Below are 18,224 nucleotides of genomic sequence, written 5' to 3'. Positions count from 1 at the left end.
TGGCTGCAAGTGTGCTGTGGAAAGCGACATGAGCAAACTGACATTCACGTCCCGCCAATACCCGGCGACACGCCTGCGCCGTCCGCGCGCACAAGCCTGGTCTCGTAACCTCGTACGCGAAACGCGCCTGACGCCGGATGACCTGATCTGGGCCATGGTGCTGAAGGATGGCAAGGGCGTGCGTGAGCCTGTGGATCACATGAACGGCGTCTTCAGGCTGTCTCCTGATGAAGCTGTGAAAGCTGCGAAGGAAGCACGCGCGCTGGGCATAAATGCGCTCGCCCTCTTCCCGTATACCGATCTCGCCCAGCGTTCATCGGACGGTGCAGAAGCGGTAAACGGCGACAATTTGATGTGCAGGACGGCCAAGATGATCAAGGACGCCGTGCCCGATATCGGGCTGATCTGCGATGTCGCTCTAGACCCCTATACCGACCACGGACATGACGGGCTGATGAAGGATGGCATCATCCTCAATGATGAAACCGTCGATGTGCTTTGCAGGCAGGCCGTTGTCCAGGCCGACGCCGGCTTCGACATCATTGCCCCGTCGGACATGATGGACGGCCGTATCGGCAGGATTCGGGCTGCACTGGACAACGCGGGATACGAAGACCGCCAGATCATGTCCTATGCCGTCAAATACGCCTCCTGCTTCTACGGGCCCTATCGCGGTGCGATAGGATCGGGCGATCTGCTGAAAGGCGACAAGAAAACCTATCAGATGGACCCCGCCAATTCTAATGAGGGACTGCATGAGGTGGCGCTGGATCTTTCAGAGGGAGCAGACAGCGTCATGGTTAAGCCCGGCATGCCCTATCTGGACATGATTACGCGGGTCAAACAAACCTTTGGCGTGCCGACATACGCATTCCAGGTGTCGGGTGAATACGCCATGATTTCGATGGCTGGAGATGTCGGTGCCATTAACCGTGATCGGGCAATTCTGGAATCGCTGATGTGTTTCCGGCGCGCGGGCGCTGACGGCATTATCAGTTATTTCGCAAAAGAAGCAGCAGAATTAATGCTTTAAGAGGGTTTCTTGTTAAGTCTTGAAACCAGACTTGAGGTATCCCATCGCCGGCCACCGCTTTCCTGAACCTCTGCATAGAACTGGTCGACCAAGGCCGTTACGGGCAGGCTGGCACCATGGCGTCCGGCCTCGTCGAGGGCAATACGAAGGTCCTTGCGCATCCAGTCGACTGCGAAGCCAAAATCGAACTCGCCCCTGTTCATGGTCGCCCAGCGGTTCTCCATTTGCCAGCTCTGTGCGGCGCCGCCGGAGACTGCTTCCCGCACCCTGTCCATGTCGATCCCGGCCCGTGAGCCAAAGTGGACAGCTTCGGACAGTCCCTGCAGCAGTCCCGCAATACAGATCTGGTTTACCGCCTTGCAAAGCTGCCCATGGCCGACAGGACCGATATGCACGATACGTTTGGCATAATTATCCATGACAGGCGACACCGTGGTGAGGTCTGCATTCGACCCACCGCACATGATCGACAGGGCGCCTTTTTCCGCCCCGGCCTGGCCGCCTGAGACGGGTGCATCGACAAAACCGACACCACGCTCCGCCGCCCTGCCTGCTATTTCCTCGGCACAGGCCGCTGACGTGGTCGTGTGATCGACATAAACCGACCCCTCACCCATTCCAGCAAGGGCTGCCGTCGCAACATCTATGCTGTCACCATCATTTCCGACGCAGGCAAAGACTATCGCAGCCCCCTTGCTGGCGGCCGCAGGATCGTTCTCCATGGCGCCGCCATGCTCCTCGACCCACTTCCTGGCTTTTCCGGCGGTCCGGTTGTAAACGGTCACCTCATGGCCAGCCTTCAGCAGGTGGCCTGCCATCGGATAGCCCATGACACCAAGGCCCAGAAAAGCGACTTTCATGGAAGGATCTCCCTGTTTTCGCGTGCTCAGATAATCTCGGGACCGGTCAGGTAACTGCGGGCGACATACATCAGCGGCTTGCCTGTCCGATAGTCGCAATCGACGATACGCCCAACCAGAATGACGTGATCCCCGGCATCGTGACGGGCCTCGACCTTGCAGTCGATGGCGGCAAGGCGGTTCCTGAGCACAGGCGCGCCTGTTGCCATCGTGTCCGTTTCCCCTTCAAGAAAGTCATGATTGCCCGGCGTGGCAAACCGCGTCGAGATATCGGCCTGATCCTCGCGAAGGATCGACACCGCATAGCTGTCAGCGCCGACGAAAGCGTCGAAAACACCTGAATGCCGGTCAATGCACCACAGCACTAGCGGCGGATCCAGTGACACGGACGTGAATGAATTGACGGTTATGCCTATCGGCTTATCACTGCCAGAAGGAATGCAGGACACGATTGTCACGCCGGTCGTGTAGCGCGTGAAGGTATTTTTCAGGTCGTTTACGGTAAAGGTCATTAAAAATCTTGCTTGGCGTGGGGGTGGGCAGAAAGCGCCCCCATTGGTTTTGCCCGAATATATAGGGCGATTTGGATAATTGTTTCAGTTATTTGCTCATTTCGCAAATATTGCTACGGCTGTCGATTGATATTGAAATCCGGCGCGTGATGCCGATAACTGTCAGTCCGGCAGGATTCAGAGGGAGACGATGGAAAATCTGCTTTTTCCAGACTGGCAGATGTGGACAGCGATACTGATTATCGTGGCCGGCATTATCGCCTATGCTTCCGACAAGTTCTCCCTCGAGATGGTGTCTGCGGCAATCATCATTGCCTTGATGGTTTTCTTTCACCTGTTCCCGGTCCAGGGAGCAAATGGCGAGAATATCCTCGATGCACGGATGTTGCTGTCCGGATTTGCCAGCCCTGCCCTTTTCGCCATCATGGGGCTCTTGATCATCGGCCAAGGGATGTTCCAGGCCGGTGCGCTAGAATATCCGACCAGGATGCTGCTGACTGCCTATAACAAGTGGCGCTACCTGGCGATCGCCTCGGTCTTCCTGCTGGTAATGATCGTCAGCGCATTCCTGAACAATACGCCCGTCGTCGTCATGTTCATACCCATCATGTCGGCCATTGCCGCGCGCAGCAAGGTCGCGCCGTCAAAATACATGATCCCGCTTTCCTTCATGTCGATCTTCGGTGGCATGATCACCATCATCGGCTCCTCGACCAACCTGCTGGCAGCAGAGGCCTATACCAGCGTGACCGGCAACGAGATCGGCTTCTTTGCGCTGGCTCCGATCGGCCTCGTGCTCGCCGGGGTCGGCGCCCTCTACATGTTCGGGACCCGCAGCTTCCTTCTGCCGAACCGCGAGGCGCAGGGGGTCAGTGGTGCCGACGGCGACGGTAAGCAATTCATTGCACAGATAGAGATTTCCCGTGGCCATCCGCTGATCGGCCGTGGTGCCGTCGCCGGGCTTTTCCCTGACCTGCCCGATGTAACGGTGCGGATGGTCCAGCGGCGCGAGGAGGCGATTGTCCCACCCTATGACGATTTCGTCTTCCGCCTGCATGACACGGTTATCGTTGCGGCCACCCGCAAGGCGCTGACGAACCTGCTGCGATCCAAGCCGGACATTCTCGCCGGCGTGATGAGCGAAGTAGAACTGAAGGAAGAGTCGCAGACCAAGGGCGAACTGACCATGGTCGAGGCGATCGTCGCGCCCGGTTCTCGCATGATCGGCCGCACGATCGCGCAGATCGGTTTCCGCTATCAGACCAATTGCGTCATCCTCGGTATCCAGCGCCGCAGCCGCATGATCCGCTCGCAGATGAACTCCATCCGGCTCGAGGCTGGCGATGTTCTGCTGCTACTGGGCGACATGGACGATGTCCGCTCGCTCAGGACCGACCGGGATATCGTGCTACTGGAGTGGTCTATGCAGGGCCTGCCAGACCCCAGCAATGCGGCGCGTGCAGCTATCATCTTCTTTGGCGTAATCGCGGCTTCAGGTCTCGGCCTCCTGCCGATTGCGATATCGGCTTTCCTTGGGGCGACCCTGATGATCGCATCAGGCTGCCTCAATGTGCGCCAGGCATCGCGCGCCATAGACAGGCGGATATTCCTGTTGATCGGTGCCGCGCTGGCCATGGGCATGGCGCTGGAACGCACCGGTGGCGCCCAGATGATCGCCGAACAGGCCGTCTCCCTTGCCGAGACCGGTGGGCCCATCGCGCTGATATCGGCTTTCTTCATCATCTGCGCGGCGACCACAAATGTCCTGTCGAACAATGCGACGGCCGTTCTCTTCACACCGATTGCCGTCAGTGCCGCCCAGCAGGCCGGGATCGATCCGCTGGTTCTCGTGCTGACTGTGATCTTTGGTGCCAACTGCTCCTTCGCGACGCCGGTAGCGTATCAGACGAACCTGCTGGTCATGTCGCCGGGCCACTACCAGTTCAAGGACTATCTGGTCGTCGGCTTGCCCCTCATCTTGCTGATGTGGATCGTCTTCAGCTTCGTGGCACCCTATTATTTCCGGATGACCGGACTTCTTTAACCTGTTTGTGGCATTGTCCCGGTCCCGGTACGTATAGCCGGGCTTGCAGGACAGAATGACCCTGCTAGGATTTGAAGTTGCGTAATGACAGGGCATCTACCTTGACCAGGCCTTTCGACCAGTCCCGTACAGAATTCTATCTCACCTCGCCGTCCCGATGCCCCTATCTGCCTGACCGGATGGAGCGCAAGGTGTTCACCTTCCTGTCCGGCGCGACGGCACCACAATACAATGCCATCCTGACCCAGCGCGGCTTCCGCCGGTCCCAGAACATCGTCTATCTGCCAGCCTGCGATGCCTGCAACGCCTGCAAACCCGTACGGGTTGTCGCCGGCTCTTTCGAAGACAAGCAGGCCTGGCGACGTAACCGTCGCCGCAATGGCGATGTCACGCGCGAGATCAAGGCACCGAAAGCAACCTCCGAACAGTTCTCCGTCCTGCGTGGCTATCTCGATGAAAGACATGCCGATGGCGGCATGTCCGACATGACGGTGCTGGATTACACCAGCATGGTCGAACAGACGGCGGTCGATACCATGCTGATCGAGTATCGCGATGGCGACGGCATGCTGATCGCCTGCGCCCTGACCGACCGCCTGCCGGACGGCCTGTCGATGGTCTATTCCTTCTTCGAGCCGGAAGCCGCCAATCGCGGCCTTGGCACCTACATGATCCTCGATCATGTCGCCCTCGCCACCGAGTTGGGCCTGCCTTATGTCTATCTCGGCTACTGGATCGATGGCAGCGAGAAGATGGACTACAAGGCCAAGTTCGCGCCGCTGGAAAAGTGGTCCTCCAAGGGGTGGAAGCCGCTCGTCAAGCCGGGCACCAGCAACAAATAGGCTGGTTTTCCGGCTTGGTGCCTTCTGGACGTTTCCCGTAAATCCCGGCACAGTGCCCCAAAAATATCAATGGGGACGAAATGCCAAAGGATGAATCCACTCCGGTGGAAAATGGCAGGAAACCGGCAAACGTCAATCGCCGCAAATTCATGACCGCCGGTGCACTGGGCACGGCAGCACTTGCCGCCGGATGCGATTGCGCTGATCGCTGCAATGTGTCTCCTGCAACGGGTGGCTTTGCCAATGATGGTGTTGCCGAGCGTGAACTGAAAATGGTCACGACCTGGCCACGGGATTTCCCGGGCCTCGGTGATGGCGCCGAGCATGTAGCCCGCAACATCACCGAGATGAGTGGCGGCAAGATGCGGGTCCGTCTCTACGCAGCTGGAGAACTGGTCGGTGCTTTCGACGTTTTCGATGCAGTCGCCGGTGGCTCTGCCGACCTTTATCACGGGGCAGATTATTACTGGACGTCCCGCTCGCGCGCCTATCCGTTCTTTACGGCAGTACCCTTCGGCATGACTATCTCCGAAATAATGGGGTGGACGGAATATGGTGGTGGCCAGGCGCTTTGGGACGAGCTTGCCGGGAAGTTCAATATCAAGCCCTTTGCAGCCGGTAATACCGGCCACCAGATGGGCGGCTGGTTCCGTCGCGAGATCAATTCGCTGGAAGACCTGCGCGGGCTGAAAATCCGCATGCCGGGGATTGGCGGCGAAGTCATGCGCCGCACCGGCGCGGCATCGGTCACCCTGCCCGGCAACGAGCTGTATCAGGCCCTGCAATCCGGCACGATTGACGCGACAGAGTGGGTTGGCCCGTGGAACGATCTGGCCTTCGGCTTCTATCGCGAGGCGAAATTCTATTACTGGCCAGGCTTCCATGAGCCTGGCGCCCAGCTGGCTGTGGGAATGAACCTCGACCTGTGGAACGATCTCTCGCTACAGGAGCAATCCATCGTCACCAATGCCTGCCGGGCGGCCAACAACCAGATGATCGCTCAGTATGCGCACAACAATGCTATCGGCCTGAAATCGCTGGTCGAGGATCACGGCGTAGAGCTGCGCGAAATGCCGCGCGACGTCATGGCTGCGCTGGCCGAGAACACCAAGGCGGTGCTGGAAGAGATCGCTGCCGAGGACGACATCTCGCGTCGCATCTATGAAAGCTATCGCGATGCGCTCAATGCCGGGTCCCGGTGGAACGCGATTTCCGACGAAGCCTATCTCCAGATCCGCCGCAACCTGTTCTCGCTGTGATGCTGGACCTTGTCGGTGACATATTGATGCTGGCAGCGCTCTGTGCCTGCGCCCTGCTGCTCTTGCCGGCATTGGCGCTGGCCCTGCGCACATCGATGCTCTTCAGGCTGACCGACACACTTTCAGGAATATGCGCCGGTATCGTCACTGGTGTTTCGAAAACCGTCATGTGGGCAGGCCTCGCGATCGTCCTCATCCAGGTCGCCGTCGTGATCATGCGCTATGTCTTCGGCATCAATTACATCTGGCTGCAGGAGCTGATCATCTGGCTGTTCGGCATCATGTTCCTGCTGACTGCTGCCTATGCCCTGCTGGTCGATGAGCATGTGCGGGTCGACATCTTCTATCGCGATGCGCCGCCGCGGCGAAAGGCACTGGTCAATTTCATCGGCACCTACCTGTTCCTGTTTCCCGTCTGTATCCTGATCGTCTGGGCGGCTGGCCCTTACATCTACCGGGCGTGGGATGTGATGGAGGGGTCGCGCGAGGCGAGCGGCCTGCCGGGTGTTTTCCTCTTGAAGAGCATGATCCCTGCCTTCGCGATACTGGTCGCCCTCGCCGGGTTTACCCTTGCCAGCCAGTCCGTTGCCGTCCTTTCCGGCCACGCCACTGAGGAGGCCAGCTGATGGAAGGCTTCCTCAATGATGTCGTCCTGTGCCTGTGCGCCTGCGCCAACTGGCTCGACATCGCCATGGTGCTGACGCTCTGTGCCCTGTTGCTGGCAGGATACCCGGCAGCCTTCAGCCTTGCCGGGACGGCGTTACTCTACGGTCTGCTCGGCTTGTCGATGGGGGCGTTCGATGTCTCCTTCTTCGCCGAGCCTTACCCCATCCGCATCTTCGGCATCATGAACAACCAGGTGCTGATCGCGGTGCCTTTGTTCATCATCATGGGGGTGGTGCTGGAGAAATCGCGTATCGCCGAAGACCTGCTCGACAACATGGCGCGGCTGTTCGGTTCGCTGCATGGCGGGCTTGGTATTTCGGTGACGATCGTCGGCGCTCTGCTCGCCGCCTCGACCGGCATTGTTGGCGCAACCGTCGTGACCATGGGATTGCTGTCCCTGCCGACCATGTTGCGCCGGGGTTATGACCCTGCCTTTTCGTCCGGGTCGATTGCTGCCGCCGGAACGCTGGGCCAAATCATTCCGCCCTCCATCGTCCTCATCCTGCTCGGCGACCAGATGTCCAACGCCTGGCAGAAGGCGCAACTGGCGCAAGGCGTCTATGCACCAGAGACTGTGTCGGTCGGTGACCTGTTTGCGGGCGCGCTGCTGCCTGGGCTGATGCTTGTCGGGCTGTACCTGCTCTACCAGACTGCCGTGGCATGGATCACGCCGAACAAGGCACCGGCCCTGCCAAAGGAAGAGCGCGGCGAATATGGCGAGGCGCTGATGGCGGCATTGAAGACCCTGCCGCCGCCCCTGATCCTTATCGTCGCTGTTCTCGGATCGATTCTTGCGGGGATAGCCACGCCGACCGAGGCTGCCGGTGTCGGTGCCGTCGGGGCCATGCTGATTGCCGGGCACAGGCTCGCGCCGAAGGGACATATAGCCCGGCTCCTGATACTGGTCAGTGCGGCGGCAACGCTCGCGCTCGTCGTGCTCGGCACTTTCCTTGACCTTCGTGTCGGCCGCAACAGCATCCCCGTGACTGAACAGCTGGGTATAATCGCGGCTGCCCTGTGCTGCATGCTGATCGCTATCGGTGTTTTTGCCAGCCTTATCGTCATGCGCCGCGACAAGCTGATCAATTCCGTCGTGGAAAAGAGCGCCAGCGTGACCACCATGGTTTTCACCATCCTGATCGGCGCGGCCCTGTTCTCTCTCGTTTTCCGCGGGCTTGGTGGCGAGGAGACGATTGCCCGGGCGCTAGAGGCGACACCGGGCGGGGCGGCAGGCGCAATCATCGCCGTGATGATCGTCATGTTCATCCTTGGCTTTGTTCTCGATTTCATCGAGATCACGCTCGTCGTCGTGCCATTGGTAGCGCCAGCACTCCTGATGATGGGCGTCGATCCGGTCTGGCTCGGCGTCCTTATGGCGGTGAACCTGCAGACCTCTTTCCTTACCCCGCCTTTCGGCTTTGCCCTGTTCTACCTGCGCGGGGTCGCGCCGGAATCCGTGCGCACCACGCAGATCTATCGCGGCGCCCTGCCCTTTGTCCTGATCCAGATACTGGCCCTGGGCATACTGGCACTCTTCCCGGAAATTGCGACATGGCTGCCTTCGGTCATGTACACGGACTGACCGCTTGTTGTTGCAGGGCAACATGATATCCCCTATTCCAGACAGACCGGGAGACGAGACGATTCTGAGGGGCACGGCATGACATCGAGGAGTGGATCCGCTGAACGCATAGCGCTCTACTCGATCCTTGCCGCCGTCATCGCTGCCACTCTCCTGTCGCGTTACGTTATTGGCATCCTGATCCACGACCAGGCCGAACTGGTCGTCTACTCCCAGACCCTGTCATGGACCTATGACGAGCAGATGCCGGTGCTGGCCTGGCTGATGACGCTGTTTCTGAATATCACCAATTACTTCATCCTCGTACCGGACATCGTGAAATATGCCGGTGTCGTTGCGGCGGTGATCGTGATGTATCGGATGACGCAGACGATGACCGGCTCGGCGCGGGCAGGCTTCATCGCCGCAACCGCGATGTTCCTTATTCCGACGATGAATGAGGACATGCTGCGTGAATATACGCATACGGCGTCGCTCATCGCGTTTTCAGTCGGCAGCTTCGCCTTTTTCGTTGGGCGTGATGGCGTGAAGATGCCAGCATCACTGGTCCTGCTGGCGCTGGTCTGGGCCGGGGGGCTGCTGTCGAAATATACGATGCTGCTGATCATGGCAGGCCAGATCGGTGCCTTCGTCTATCTGATGCGCCCCTCTCGCGAGACGATCATCAGGCTATTGATGACTGCCCTCGGAGCACTGGTCATCGCCGCTCCTATATATCTCCTGATAGTGTTCAACCAGGCACCCATGCAGAGCGGTATTGCAGAATTCATCGCAACGGAGGGGGGCTCCCAGCGCCTCAGCGGCATGATCGATCTCTTCTCGTCAACGCTGATGGAAGGCCTGTTCATGTTCCTTGCCTTGTGGCTTGCGGGTTCGCGCCTCGGCAAGGCGGACCCGGAGCGATCCCGCATCGCAGTCATCCGAGCGGAAAGATTTTTCCTTGTCAGTATCGCGATCGTCCTGGGCCTGTTTGCGGTGATCATCCTGATCGCAAACGTCGATGTGGTTCGTGACCGCTGGCTGTCGCCTGCACTGATGATGCTGGCGCCTGTTGTTGCCAGCTGGCTTTACAGGGCGCACGGAAAGCGGACCAATCTGATTGTGGCCGGTTTTCTCGGCATCTGGGTACTGGCGTTCGGGCTGGTAAGGGCGACGGAACCCTTCATGGACGGGGCGACCGGTGAATACTCGGTGGAAAACCATCCTTACACGCTCATAGCCGACGAAACCCTGGTGCAGGCTGCAGGCCATGATGCCATCCTCAGCAACAGCGCCCATTTCGCTGCAACGCTGAAAGCGCGCGAACCACGGCTACGGGTCTATGCCCCGAAGACGCAGGGCAATATTCCCGCTGACGCGAACTCGCTGCTGATCGTCAGCACCTTCACCCGCGCGGACGAAGCCATCGTGCTCGGGCCGGCATGGCAATGCGATGAAGAAGAAATGCGTACCGCGCCGTTGCGCTTCACAGAAAACGCGACCTTCCCCTATGGCTATCAGGTCTGCAGGAAACAGCCTCAGGCAGGCTCGCTCGACGCTACCTGGATGCCACCGGCGTAATCCACCAGCGCCTCTATGCGTTTGTCGATCGATGGATGTGTCATGAAGATGCCAGCGAAAGGCTGGGCGTTATGCACGGCCATCTGGCGGACATCATTGGGCGCATCGAACTGGGAATTGCCGGATATCTTTCTTAGCGCAGAAATCATCGCATCTGGATCGCGCGTCAGGTCTACGGCCCCGGCATCGGCGAGATATTCGCGCTTGCGCGACAGGGAGAAGCGAATGGCGAGCGCCAGCAGATAGGCGATGATAATGATCGCGACGGCGATCAGGATTATCACGCCACCACCCCGGCTGTCGCCATTGCGCCCACTGGAATAACCGCTCGTCCGCCGGCCGATATAGAACATCCGCCGGAAGACGATTTCACCGAAGAAGGAAAAGATGCCGACGAAGATGACGGCAATGACGAGTAACCGCACATCGCGGTTGCGGATATGGGTCAGCTCATGAGCCAGCACGGCCCGCAGCTCCCGCTTGTCCAGCGTTTCCAGCAGCCCGCGCGTGACTGTGATTGTATAGTCTTTTTCCTTCAAGCCACTGGCGAATGCATTCAGTGCCGGTGTTTCGATAATGTTGAGACGGGGCATGGTGATGCCCCTCTCGATACAGAGGTTTTCAAGCAGGTTATAGAGCTCGGGATTGTCGCGGCGGTCCAGCCCCTTTGCACCTGTCACTGCCCGGATCATTGCGTTGTGGGAGAACCATGCGATGACAAACCAGATAGCCGCCGCTATCACGGCGATCGGCCAAAAGCTCAACGTCATTTCCAGCGCCTCACCGCCAGCCCTTTCAATTGACCCCGGGCCAGTGAGGCCGACAATCAACAGAAAAAGCGCATAGATCAGCAGGCACAAAAGAACCGGGAAACCGATCAGCAGCAGGATCGATTTCAGGTTGTTGTTCCAGATATGGGACTGCAAACCATAGGCGCCCATGGGGTCAGCCTCTCACTAACTCAAGCTGTCCGGAAATCAGTTGAAACTGACCTGCGGCGCCTTCTCGGCTTCGGCCCGGCTCGATTCCGGAATCTCGAAGAAATCACGCCGGGTGAAGTTGCCCATCGGCGCAACGAAATTGCCCGGGATCTGCATGATTGCCGTGTTGTATTCCTGGATCGAGTTGTTGAAGAAGCGGCGCGCAGCAGCGATCTTGTTCTCGATGTCGGAAAGCTCGCGCTGCAGCTCGAGGAAGTTCGTGTTCGCCTTCAGGTCCGGATACGCCTCGGCAAGAGCGAACAGTCGCCCCAGTGCCTGGCTGAGCATGCCTTCGGCCTGAGCCTGGTCGGTCGGTCCATTGGCAGCGACAGCGGAATTCCGGGCGTTGATGACAGCGTCCAGCGTTTCTTTCTCGTGGCTGGCATAGCCCTTCACCGTCTCGACGAGATTTGGAACGAGGTCCTGGCGCTGCTTCAGCTGCACATCCACATCGGCGAAGGCCTGGTCGGCGCGCTGGTTCAAATTCACGATCCGGTTGTAAATACCGATGACAAACAGGCCGACAACGACGATGAGCCCGACAAGAACCAGAAGTGTAATCATTTACTCTCTCCCTCACGCAATAATGCGGATAGCTGAATTGGCGACACCATAGCTTGCTTCAAACAAAAAAACATTGAATTAATCGATAGAAATCAAGGGGAAGAGATTCAATGCACCTGCGTCATGCCAGAAATCTGGGCCTGTTTGCCATCACCGTCCTGATCGCATGGCTACAGGACTGGCGGGCTGCCGATATTGCCTGGAGCATGTGGATATCGAGCCTTGTCACCGGTTATGCCTGGATCGTCGTGACGATTATGACCTCCGGCCATCAGATTTTGCATAGCGATGGTTTCGGCGGGAAGGTTCCCGGCAGTGTTGAGGTCCATCCGCCAGCCAGTGCGATGATTATACTCGGGGTATTCCTCCTGGTTTTTTTCACAATCCATTTTGGCGGCTTTCACTTCGGCCATGCTCAGTTCCTGAAGATGTTTTTTCCCGTCGAAGGGATCGACGATGACACTGACTTCAAGACGATTATCCTGACGAGCCTCGCGCTGTACTGGCCGTTCGTGACGATCACGATGGCTGAACGCAGCATGGCTCTCTACAAGGCAACGGAGGAAGGCAAGACCTTCAACCTGTTCGCCCCGTATCTGGCTGTGGTGAAGAACCATGTGATGATCATTTTCATCGGTTTCACCTCCCTGCTGATCAAGCAGGAGCAGGTCTTGTGGCTGCTGCTCGCCTTTTATTTCTTTCCGTATGAGGACTTTTTCAAAAGCAAAGAGAGCCCGTTTGCCGATACGGTGCCGGATGAGAGTGAAGATTCCGGCAATGCGGTTTAGTCCTTGCCGAAGCTCAACGCGCGGGAGAAGCCTTTCGGCACGATCTTCCCGGCCTGCGCCCTTTTGCCGAGCCAGTCTTTCCACCTGGCTTCCGACTGAACGCGCCCGGCCCGGTCCTTCCAGCTCAGCTCTTCCTTCTTGCTGAAGGTCTTTGCATCAGCGAGATCGCCGCCAGTGACCTTTTGCAGGACGACTCCCTTGCCGCGCGTCATGGTCGGCAGTTCCTCCGCCGGGAAGATGAGCAGCTTGCGGTTGGTGCCCAGTGAAGCAAGCATCGTGTCCTTGCCCGGTGCCTCGTCCATCAGGCGGCAGACGACCGCTTCGGCACCCGATGGCACGTTCAGCACTTGCTTGCCCTTCTTGGTTGTCGCCAGCACGTCATCTTCATTAGCGAAGAAGCCATGTCCGGCTGTCGAGGCCAAAAGCAATGTACGACCGCCCTTGAAGACGAAGACCTCCGCGATCGACTCATCATTGCCGAGATCGATCATAAGCCGGATCGGCTCGCCATTGCCACGCCCACCTGGAAGATCTCTCACGTCCAGCGTATAGAATTTGCCGTTGGTCCCGAACAGCATGACCTTTTCATTGGTCATGGCGTGCAGCACGTGGCCTTCCTTATCGCCTTCCTTGTATTTGATGTCGGCCGTATTCTCGACATGGCCCTTCATCGTCCGCACCCAGCCCTTTTCGGAAAGGATGACGGTGACAGGTTCCTTCTCAATAAGGTCGTCGAGATTGACTTCGATCTCATCAGGCGCATCGGTGACCTCCGTGCGGCGCTTGCCGATGCCGGATTTCGGATCAAAGCTCTTGCGCGTTTCGCGTAGCTCCTCAGTGATCTTCTTCCACTGGGCGTCATCGGACTTGAGCAAAGCTTTCAACTCTTTTTGCTCTTTCCTCAAATCCTTGTGCTCGGTCTTCAGCTCCATTTCCTCAAGCTTGCGCAGGGAACGCAGGCGCATATTGAGGATCGCCTCTGCCTGGACGTCCGTCAGCTTGAACGTCGCCATCAGCTCTTTCTTCGGCTCGTCTTCCTCGCGAATGATCCGGATCACCTCGTCGAGATTGAGGAAGGCGATGAGATAGCCGTCGAGAATTTCAAGACGATGTTCGATCTTGCCGAGACGATAATTGGATCGGCGGACCAGCACATCCTTGCGGTGATCCAGGAAGGATTGCAGTACCTCGCGCAGCGACATGACGCGTGGCGTGCCCTGTGCATCGAGCACGTTGAGGTTAAGCGATATGCGGCTTTCAAGGTCCGTCAGCTTGAAGACGGTCTCCATCAGGACGGCCGGATCGACGTTCTGCGATTTCGGCTCGAGAACGAGGCGGATGTCCTCGGCAGATTCATCGCGCACGTCCGACAGGATCGGCAGCTTGCGGGTCTGGATCAGCTCGGCGATCTTTTCGATCAGGCGCGATTTCTGGACCTGATACGGAATCTCGGTGATGACGATCTGGTACTTTCCGCGGGTGAGTTCTTCCTTCTCCCATCTCGCGCGAACCCGGAATGATCCCCTGCCCGTGGCATAGGCCTCGATCATGGATTCCTGCGGCTCGACCAGCACGCCGCCAGTCGGGAAATCCGGACCCTTGACGTATTTCTCGACCAGCGTCTCTGCCTTGGCGTTCGGCGCCTTGATGATGTGGATCGCAGCGTCGATCAGCTCGGCGACATTGTGCGGCGGAATGGAGGTCGCCATGCCGACGGCAATGCCGGTGGTGCCGTTCGCCAGCAGGTTCGGAAAGGCCGCCGGCAAAACCGATGGCTCGGTATCGTTGCCGTCATAGTTCTCGCGGAAATCGACTGTGTCCTGATCGATACCGGACAGGAGAAGCATGGTCGCGTCGGTCGTGCGGCATTCGGTGTATCGCATGGCAGCGGCGTTATCGCCGTCGATATTGCCGAAGTTCCCCTGCCCGTCGACCAGCGGAAAACGCGAGGCAAAGTCCTGCGCCATGCGCACCAGCGCGTCATAGATCGAGGCATCGCCATGGGGGTGATATTTACCGATCACGTCACCGACGACGCGGGCTGACTTCTTGTGCGCGCCTGTCGGCGTCAGCTTCATCTGCATCATCGCATAGAGGATGCGGCGCTGGACTGGCTTCAGCCCGTCGCGCACATCAGGCAGCGCCCGCGAGGTGATGGTAGACAGCGCATAGGCAAGATATCGCCGGGACAGCGCATCGGACAGGGGCTCAAGGAAAATGTCTTCGGTAAGGTCACTCATCCCCCTTGAGTAGAGCGCATCGCGGCTCGCTGGCAAGCGTTTGCGCGCGAGTGACCCTCACTTCTTTTCCAGTCTCAGCCTCGATATTTTTGTTGCAGCCGGGTCAGGAGCCGCTGGCGGGCATCGGGCAGTTGCCGGTCGGCGGGAAACAGGATGCGCTCTTCCAGGAAATGCCCGGTCAGGGCGAACCCGGCGAGCATGTCGCCAACCTGCGGTTCTCCCCTTGCGATGAGAAAAGGCGGCAGCGGCAGGAGCCGGTCCTTGTATGGCATGCCGGCCTCATAGGTGACCGCACCGCCTGATCGCGGCGAAACAAACGTCAGGTCGGCACCATCTTCCAGCGTCGCGCCGCTCGCCACGCAACGGTCAAGGATCAGGCCATAACCAACGGCTGAGAGAAGACCCAGCTCCCATTTGACCATGATCACCGGCCAGACATCGCTATCTTCCATCAGTTCGAACAGAACTTTCGTCGCGTCATAAAGCTGTGGCAGGGACTGGCGTTCCGGCAGGCACAAAGAGAGGAGAGATGTCGCAGCAGTCAGCCCGGTCAGCGCGAGAGAGTCCTGCATCAGGGTCGCGGCACGTGGCTCGACAAGTTCAAGGGAAAAGTGACCGAGGCTATCCTCTGTCCGGCCCTTCCAGGTCGCGGAGACGGTATTGCCTGGCTGGATGACCGGCTGGCGGGTCTTGCCCTGCCCGCCATGGACGAGCGCGGCGACACGGCCAGCAGACGGCGTGAAGATATTGACGACGGCATGGTTCTCGCCATGGGGCTGGGCGCTCAGAACGATGCCTTCATCCGTGAACTGCATATCAGCCCTTGGGGGCTTCCAGCCCCATTTCGCGGAACCTCGCCGGATCGGACGACCAGTTCTCGCGCACCTTCACGAACAGGAACAGGTGGACCTTCACGTCCAGCATCTGCTGCAATTCCTCGCGGGCGGCCTGGCCCACGGCCTTGATCGTGTGCCCACCGGCGCCGAGCACCAGCTTTTTCTGGCCGTCACGCTCAACATAGATCACCTGCTCGATGCGGATATCCCCGCCCTTTTGCTCCTTCCAGCTTTCCGTTTCAACGGTCAACGCATAGGGCAGTTCCTGATGCAAGCGCAGGAACAGCTTCTCACGGGTGACTTCTGCTGCCATCAGCCGGTCTGAGATGTCGGAGAGCTGGTCCTCCGGATACATCCACGGACCTTCCGGCATGCGCGAAACGAGATAGTCACGCAGGCCATCGAGACCGCGGCGCTTTTCGGCTGAGATCATGAAGGTCTCGGTGAAGTCCGCCGCCTCGTTCAGGGCGGCCGTGATGGAGAGAAGATGATCGCTCGGCATCAGGTCGATCTTGTTCAGGACAAGGATCGCTTTTACGCCAGCGGCCTTCAGCCCCTCGACGATCCGGTCCGTGTCAGCAGCGGCCTTGCGGGCCGCGCCCTTGGCATCGCCCTTCAGGTTTTCGTAATAGGCCGGGGCATCGACCATCAGCAGGGTGACGTCCGCGCCTTCATTGCCTTCCCAGGCGGCGGAGACCATCGCTTCATCCAGCTTGCGGCGCGGCAGGAAGATGCCCGGCGTGTCGGTATAAACGATCTGGGTTTGTCCCTGCACGGCAACACCACGGACGCGGGCACGGGTCGTCTGCACCTTGTGGGTGACGATGGAGACCTTGGCACCGACCATCTGGTTGACGAGGGTCGATTTGCCCGCATTCGGTGCGCCGAGCACCGTCACAAAGCCGCAATGGGTGGTTTCTTCAGTCAATGTCGTTATCCGTCCAGATTTTTTCACGCAACAAAATGGCCTGGGCCGCCAGCATCTGTGCGGCCCGTTTGGAGCCAGCCTCACCCGTCGCCGGTTTCAGGCCGGTGACACTAGCCTCTACAACGAAGACAGGCGCATGTGCCGGGCCCTCCGTCGAGACAGTTTTGTACACCGGAGCGCTCTTGCGCTCGCTTTGCGCCCATTCCTGAAGTGCCGTCTTGGCATCCATGAAGCGCGCAGCCAGCTTGTCGAAATTCACGCCCCAATAAAGGTCGAACACCTTCTGCGCCGCCTTCAGCCCGCCATCTACGTAGAGCGCGCCGAGCAGCGCCTCACAGGCATCGCCAAGGATCGCATCCTTGTCGCGACCGCCGGCATCTTCCTCCGATGCCGACATGCGCAACGCGTCGGCAAGGCCTATGGCACGAGCCGCCTTGGCGCATGTTTCCTTGCGGACAAGCGCATTCAGGCGCGGCGCCATGTCGCCTTCGGAGTAATCCGGGAACCGCCGCCATAGCGTTTCTGCCGTCATCAGCCCGAGGACGCGGTCGCCGAGAAACTCCAGCCGCTCCAGATCGCGCACCGTACCCGACCCCGACAGGCTTGAATGGGTCACGGCCCGTTCCAGCAGGCTCATATCCCTGAAGCGATGGTCAATCCTGTCCTGGAGGGCGGCGAGCTTATCCTGCCCTTGATCAGTCAACAGCCTACTCCACCGGGTCGAATATCCGGCCCCAGCGGATATGGGTCGGCCAGTTCCAGAACTTGAGAATGTTCGTGTCGTGGCCATCAACGGAGAAGACGAGGCGCTGGGCCCGTCCGACGATCTGGTCCGCCGGCACGAAGCCGACTTGCGGTGTGCGGCTGTCCTGCGAATTGTCGCGGTTATCGCCCATCATGAAATAATGGCCCGCTGGCACGAATTGCGGACCGATATTGTCGAGCTGGTCGTTATCGCCTTCGCATTCCTGGATCTTGTAGCTGATACCATTCGGTAGCGTCTCAATATAGCTCGCCGCATTGCCGCGGGTGTTGTTGCACCAGACAGGATCATCGCTGATCTGCTGGCGCGGAACGGCCTGGTCATTCAGATAGAGAACCCCGCCAATCATCTGGATCTTGTCGCCCGGCACACCGATGACGCGCTTGATATAGTCGCGGTTACGGTCCGCCTGGTTCTTGAAGACCACGACCTCACCACGCTCCGGCTCACTTCCGAACAGGCGCCCTTCAACCGGCAGCCGTGTCAGCGGATAGATCAGTGACGCTTTTGAATAGCCATACTCGAACTTGGAGACGACGAGGAAGTCACCAACCAGCAAATTCGGACGCATCGAGCCGGATGGGATGTTGAAAGGCTGCCAGGCAACCATGCGGAAAACGAGAGTGATCGCCACGGCCAGCAGAATGGTCTTCAGGATGTCCCAGGCCTCTTCGGCGGGTGTCATTTCGTCGCCAGCGGACTTGCCGATACGCTCACCTTCCATACCGCCCCTGCCGGAGATAAGCTCTTTTACAGATTTCATGCGC

General features: G+C 58.9%; 17 protein-coding genes. 8 read left to right on the top strand and 9 right to left on the bottom strand.

The features are described 5' to 3' along the window. Positions 1 to 28: 28 nt before the first annotated feature. The gene (gene hemB, locus FF098_RS06650) at positions 29 to 1,033 is read left to right on the top strand and encodes a porphobilinogen synthase (protein ID WP_155138641.1); all 1,005 of its coding nucleotides are present in this window, start codon (positions 29 to 31) and stop codon (positions 1,031 to 1,033) included. Here the strand turns inward: hemB and FF098_RS06645 are convergent. Further along, complete coding sequence (locus FF098_RS06645; protein WP_155138639.1) at positions 1,030 to 1,893, bottom strand: NAD(P)-dependent oxidoreductase; 864 nt, start codon at positions 1,891 to 1,893, stop codon at positions 1,030 to 1,032. The two genes, hemB and FF098_RS06645, sit on opposite strands and share 4 nt — an antisense overlap. 26 nt (positions 1,894 to 1,919) lie before the next feature. Then, positions 1,920 to 2,405 (bottom strand): flavin reductase family protein, encoded by a 486-nt coding sequence (locus FF098_RS06640; RefSeq protein WP_155138637.1) that lies wholly within the window; start codon positions 2,403 to 2,405, stop codon positions 1,920 to 1,922. Between the two features lie 190 nt (positions 2,406 to 2,595). On the opposite strand from FF098_RS06640, the gene FF098_RS06635 reads away from it, so the two are divergent. The 6 genes from FF098_RS06635 to FF098_RS06610 all read left to right on the top strand — a co-directional run bounded on the left by FF098_RS06635 (position 2,596) and on the right by FF098_RS06610 (position 10,358). Then, positions 2,596 to 4,449 (top strand): SLC13 family permease, encoded by a 1,854-nt coding sequence (locus tag FF098_RS06635; RefSeq protein WP_155138635.1) that lies wholly within the window; start codon positions 2,596 to 2,598, stop codon positions 4,447 to 4,449. A gap of 101 nt (positions 4,450 to 4,550) precedes the next feature. Beyond that, positions 4,551 to 5,291, top strand: coding sequence for an arginyltransferase (locus tag FF098_RS06630; protein ID WP_155138633.1), 741 nt, complete (start codon positions 4,551 to 4,553; stop codon positions 5,289 to 5,291). An 80-nt stretch (positions 5,292 to 5,371) separates the two neighbouring features. Beyond that, positions 5,372 to 6,550, top strand: a complete 1,179-nt coding sequence (locus tag FF098_RS06625; protein ID WP_155138631.1) for a TRAP transporter substrate-binding protein — start codon at positions 5,372 to 5,374, stop codon at positions 6,548 to 6,550. 26 nt (positions 6,551 to 6,576) lie between these two features. Further along, positions 6,577 to 7,176 carry a TRAP transporter small permease subunit gene (locus FF098_RS06620; RefSeq protein WP_205967403.1) on the top strand — a complete coding sequence of 200 codons (600 nt, stop codon included), beginning with the start codon at positions 6,577 to 6,579 and terminating at the stop codon, positions 7,174 to 7,176. Then, complete coding sequence (locus FF098_RS06615) at positions 7,176 to 8,798, top strand: TRAP transporter large permease (protein WP_188544069.1); 1,623 nt, start codon at positions 7,176 to 7,178, stop codon at positions 8,796 to 8,798. The genes FF098_RS06620 and FF098_RS06615 overlap by 1 nt, the downstream gene beginning before the upstream one ends. Positions 8,799 to 8,876: 78 nt before the next feature. Then, on the top strand, positions 8,877 to 10,358 hold the full coding sequence (locus FF098_RS06610; RefSeq protein WP_155138629.1) for an ArnT family glycosyltransferase: 1,482 nt from the start codon (positions 8,877 to 8,879) through the stop codon (positions 10,356 to 10,358). Here FF098_RS06610 and FF098_RS06605 read toward each other — a convergent pair. Both FF098_RS06605 and FF098_RS06600 read right to left on the bottom strand, forming a co-directional pair. Continuing rightward, complete coding sequence (locus FF098_RS06605; protein WP_155138627.1) at positions 10,316 to 11,299, bottom strand: M48 family metallopeptidase; 984 nt, start codon at positions 11,297 to 11,299, stop codon at positions 10,316 to 10,318. The two genes, FF098_RS06610 and FF098_RS06605, sit on opposite strands and share 43 nt — an antisense overlap. Positions 11,300 to 11,335: 36 nt before the next feature. Next, positions 11,336 to 11,902 (bottom strand): LemA family protein, encoded by a 567-nt coding sequence (locus FF098_RS06600; RefSeq protein ID WP_155138625.1) that lies wholly within the window; start codon positions 11,900 to 11,902, stop codon positions 11,336 to 11,338. 110 nt (positions 11,903 to 12,012) lie between these two features. Here FF098_RS06600 and FF098_RS06595 point away from each other — a divergent pair, with 110 nt between their 5' ends. Beyond that, entirely contained in the window at positions 12,013 to 12,690 is a 678-nt protein-coding gene (locus FF098_RS06595) for a DUF6498-containing protein (RefSeq protein ID WP_155138623.1), read from the top strand. Here the strand turns inward: FF098_RS06595 and parC are convergent. The 5 genes from parC to lepB form a co-directional block, all read right to left on the bottom strand. Then, entirely contained in the window at positions 12,687 to 14,930 is a 2,244-nt protein-coding gene (gene parC / locus FF098_RS06590) for a DNA topoisomerase IV subunit A (RefSeq protein WP_155138621.1), read from the bottom strand. The two genes, FF098_RS06595 and parC, sit on opposite strands and share 4 nt — an antisense overlap. 74 nt (positions 14,931 to 15,004) lie before the next feature. Further along, on the bottom strand, positions 15,005 to 15,745 hold the full coding sequence (gene recO / locus FF098_RS06585) for a DNA repair protein RecO (protein ID WP_155138619.1): 741 nt from the start codon (positions 15,743 to 15,745) through the stop codon (positions 15,005 to 15,007). Position 15,746: 1 nt separating this feature from the next. Continuing rightward, on the bottom strand, positions 15,747 to 16,694 hold the full coding sequence (era, locus tag FF098_RS06580) for a GTPase Era (protein WP_155138617.1): 948 nt from the start codon (positions 16,692 to 16,694) through the stop codon (positions 15,747 to 15,749). Continuing rightward, entirely contained in the window at positions 16,687 to 17,397 is a 711-nt protein-coding gene (rnc, locus tag FF098_RS06575; RefSeq protein WP_229714528.1) for a ribonuclease III, read from the bottom strand. The genes era and rnc overlap by 8 nt, the downstream gene beginning before the upstream one ends. A 4-nt stretch (positions 17,398 to 17,401) precedes the next feature. Further along, positions 17,402 to 18,220 (bottom strand): signal peptidase I, encoded by an 819-nt coding sequence (gene lepB, locus FF098_RS06570; protein WP_205967402.1) that lies wholly within the window; start codon positions 18,218 to 18,220, stop codon positions 17,402 to 17,404. Between the last annotated feature and the right edge of the window lie 4 nt (positions 18,221 to 18,224).

It is taken from the genome of Aquisalinus luteolus, assembly GCF_009712425.2.
In the GTDB taxonomy this organism is placed as follows: Bacteria; Pseudomonadota; Alphaproteobacteria; order Caulobacterales; family Parvularculaceae; genus Aquisalinus; species Aquisalinus luteolus.
Note: the sequence above shows the minus strand (reverse complement) of the source record. Positions and strands in the feature narration are given on the sequence as shown.

Coding starts and splice junctions, on each gene's coding strand:
- FF098_RS06620 (WP_205967403.1), top strand. CDS start 6,577: ATGCTGGCAGCGCTCTGTGCCTGCGCCCTGCTGCTCTTGCCGGCATTG.
- recO (WP_155138619.1), bottom strand. CDS start 15,745: ATGCAGTTCACGGATGAAGGCATCGTTCTGAGCGCCCAGCCCCATGGC.
- FF098_RS06625 (WP_155138631.1), top strand. CDS start 5,372: ATGCCAAAGGATGAATCCACTCCGGTGGAAAATGGCAGGAAACCGGCA.
- lepB (WP_205967402.1), bottom strand. CDS start 18,220: ATGAAATCTGTAAAAGAGCTTATCTCCGGCAGGGGCGGTATGGAAGGT.
- FF098_RS06615 (WP_188544069.1), top strand. CDS start 7,176: ATGGAAGGCTTCCTCAATGATGTCGTCCTGTGCCTGTGCGCCTGCGCC.
- FF098_RS06635 (WP_155138635.1), top strand. CDS start 2,596: ATGGAAAATCTGCTTTTTCCAGACTGGCAGATGTGGACAGCGATACTG.
- FF098_RS06600 (WP_155138625.1), bottom strand. CDS start 11,902: ATGATTACACTTCTGGTTCTTGTCGGGCTCATCGTCGTTGTCGGCCTG.
- parC (WP_155138621.1), bottom strand. CDS start 14,930: ATGAGTGACCTTACCGAAGACATTTTCCTTGAGCCCCTGTCCGATGCG.
- FF098_RS06595 (WP_155138623.1), top strand. CDS start 12,013: ATGCACCTGCGTCATGCCAGAAATCTGGGCCTGTTTGCCATCACCGTC.
- FF098_RS06605 (WP_155138627.1), bottom strand. CDS start 11,299: ATGGGCGCCTATGGTTTGCAGTCCCATATCTGGAACAACAACCTGAAA.
- FF098_RS06640 (WP_155138637.1), bottom strand. CDS start 2,405: ATGACCTTTACCGTAAACGACCTGAAAAATACCTTCACGCGCTACACG.
- hemB (WP_155138641.1), top strand. CDS start 29: ATGAGCAAACTGACATTCACGTCCCGCCAATACCCGGCGACACGCCTG.
- FF098_RS06610 (WP_155138629.1), top strand. CDS start 8,877: ATGACATCGAGGAGTGGATCCGCTGAACGCATAGCGCTCTACTCGATC.
- FF098_RS06645 (WP_155138639.1), bottom strand. CDS start 1,893: ATGAAAGTCGCTTTTCTGGGCCTTGGTGTCATGGGCTATCCGATGGCA.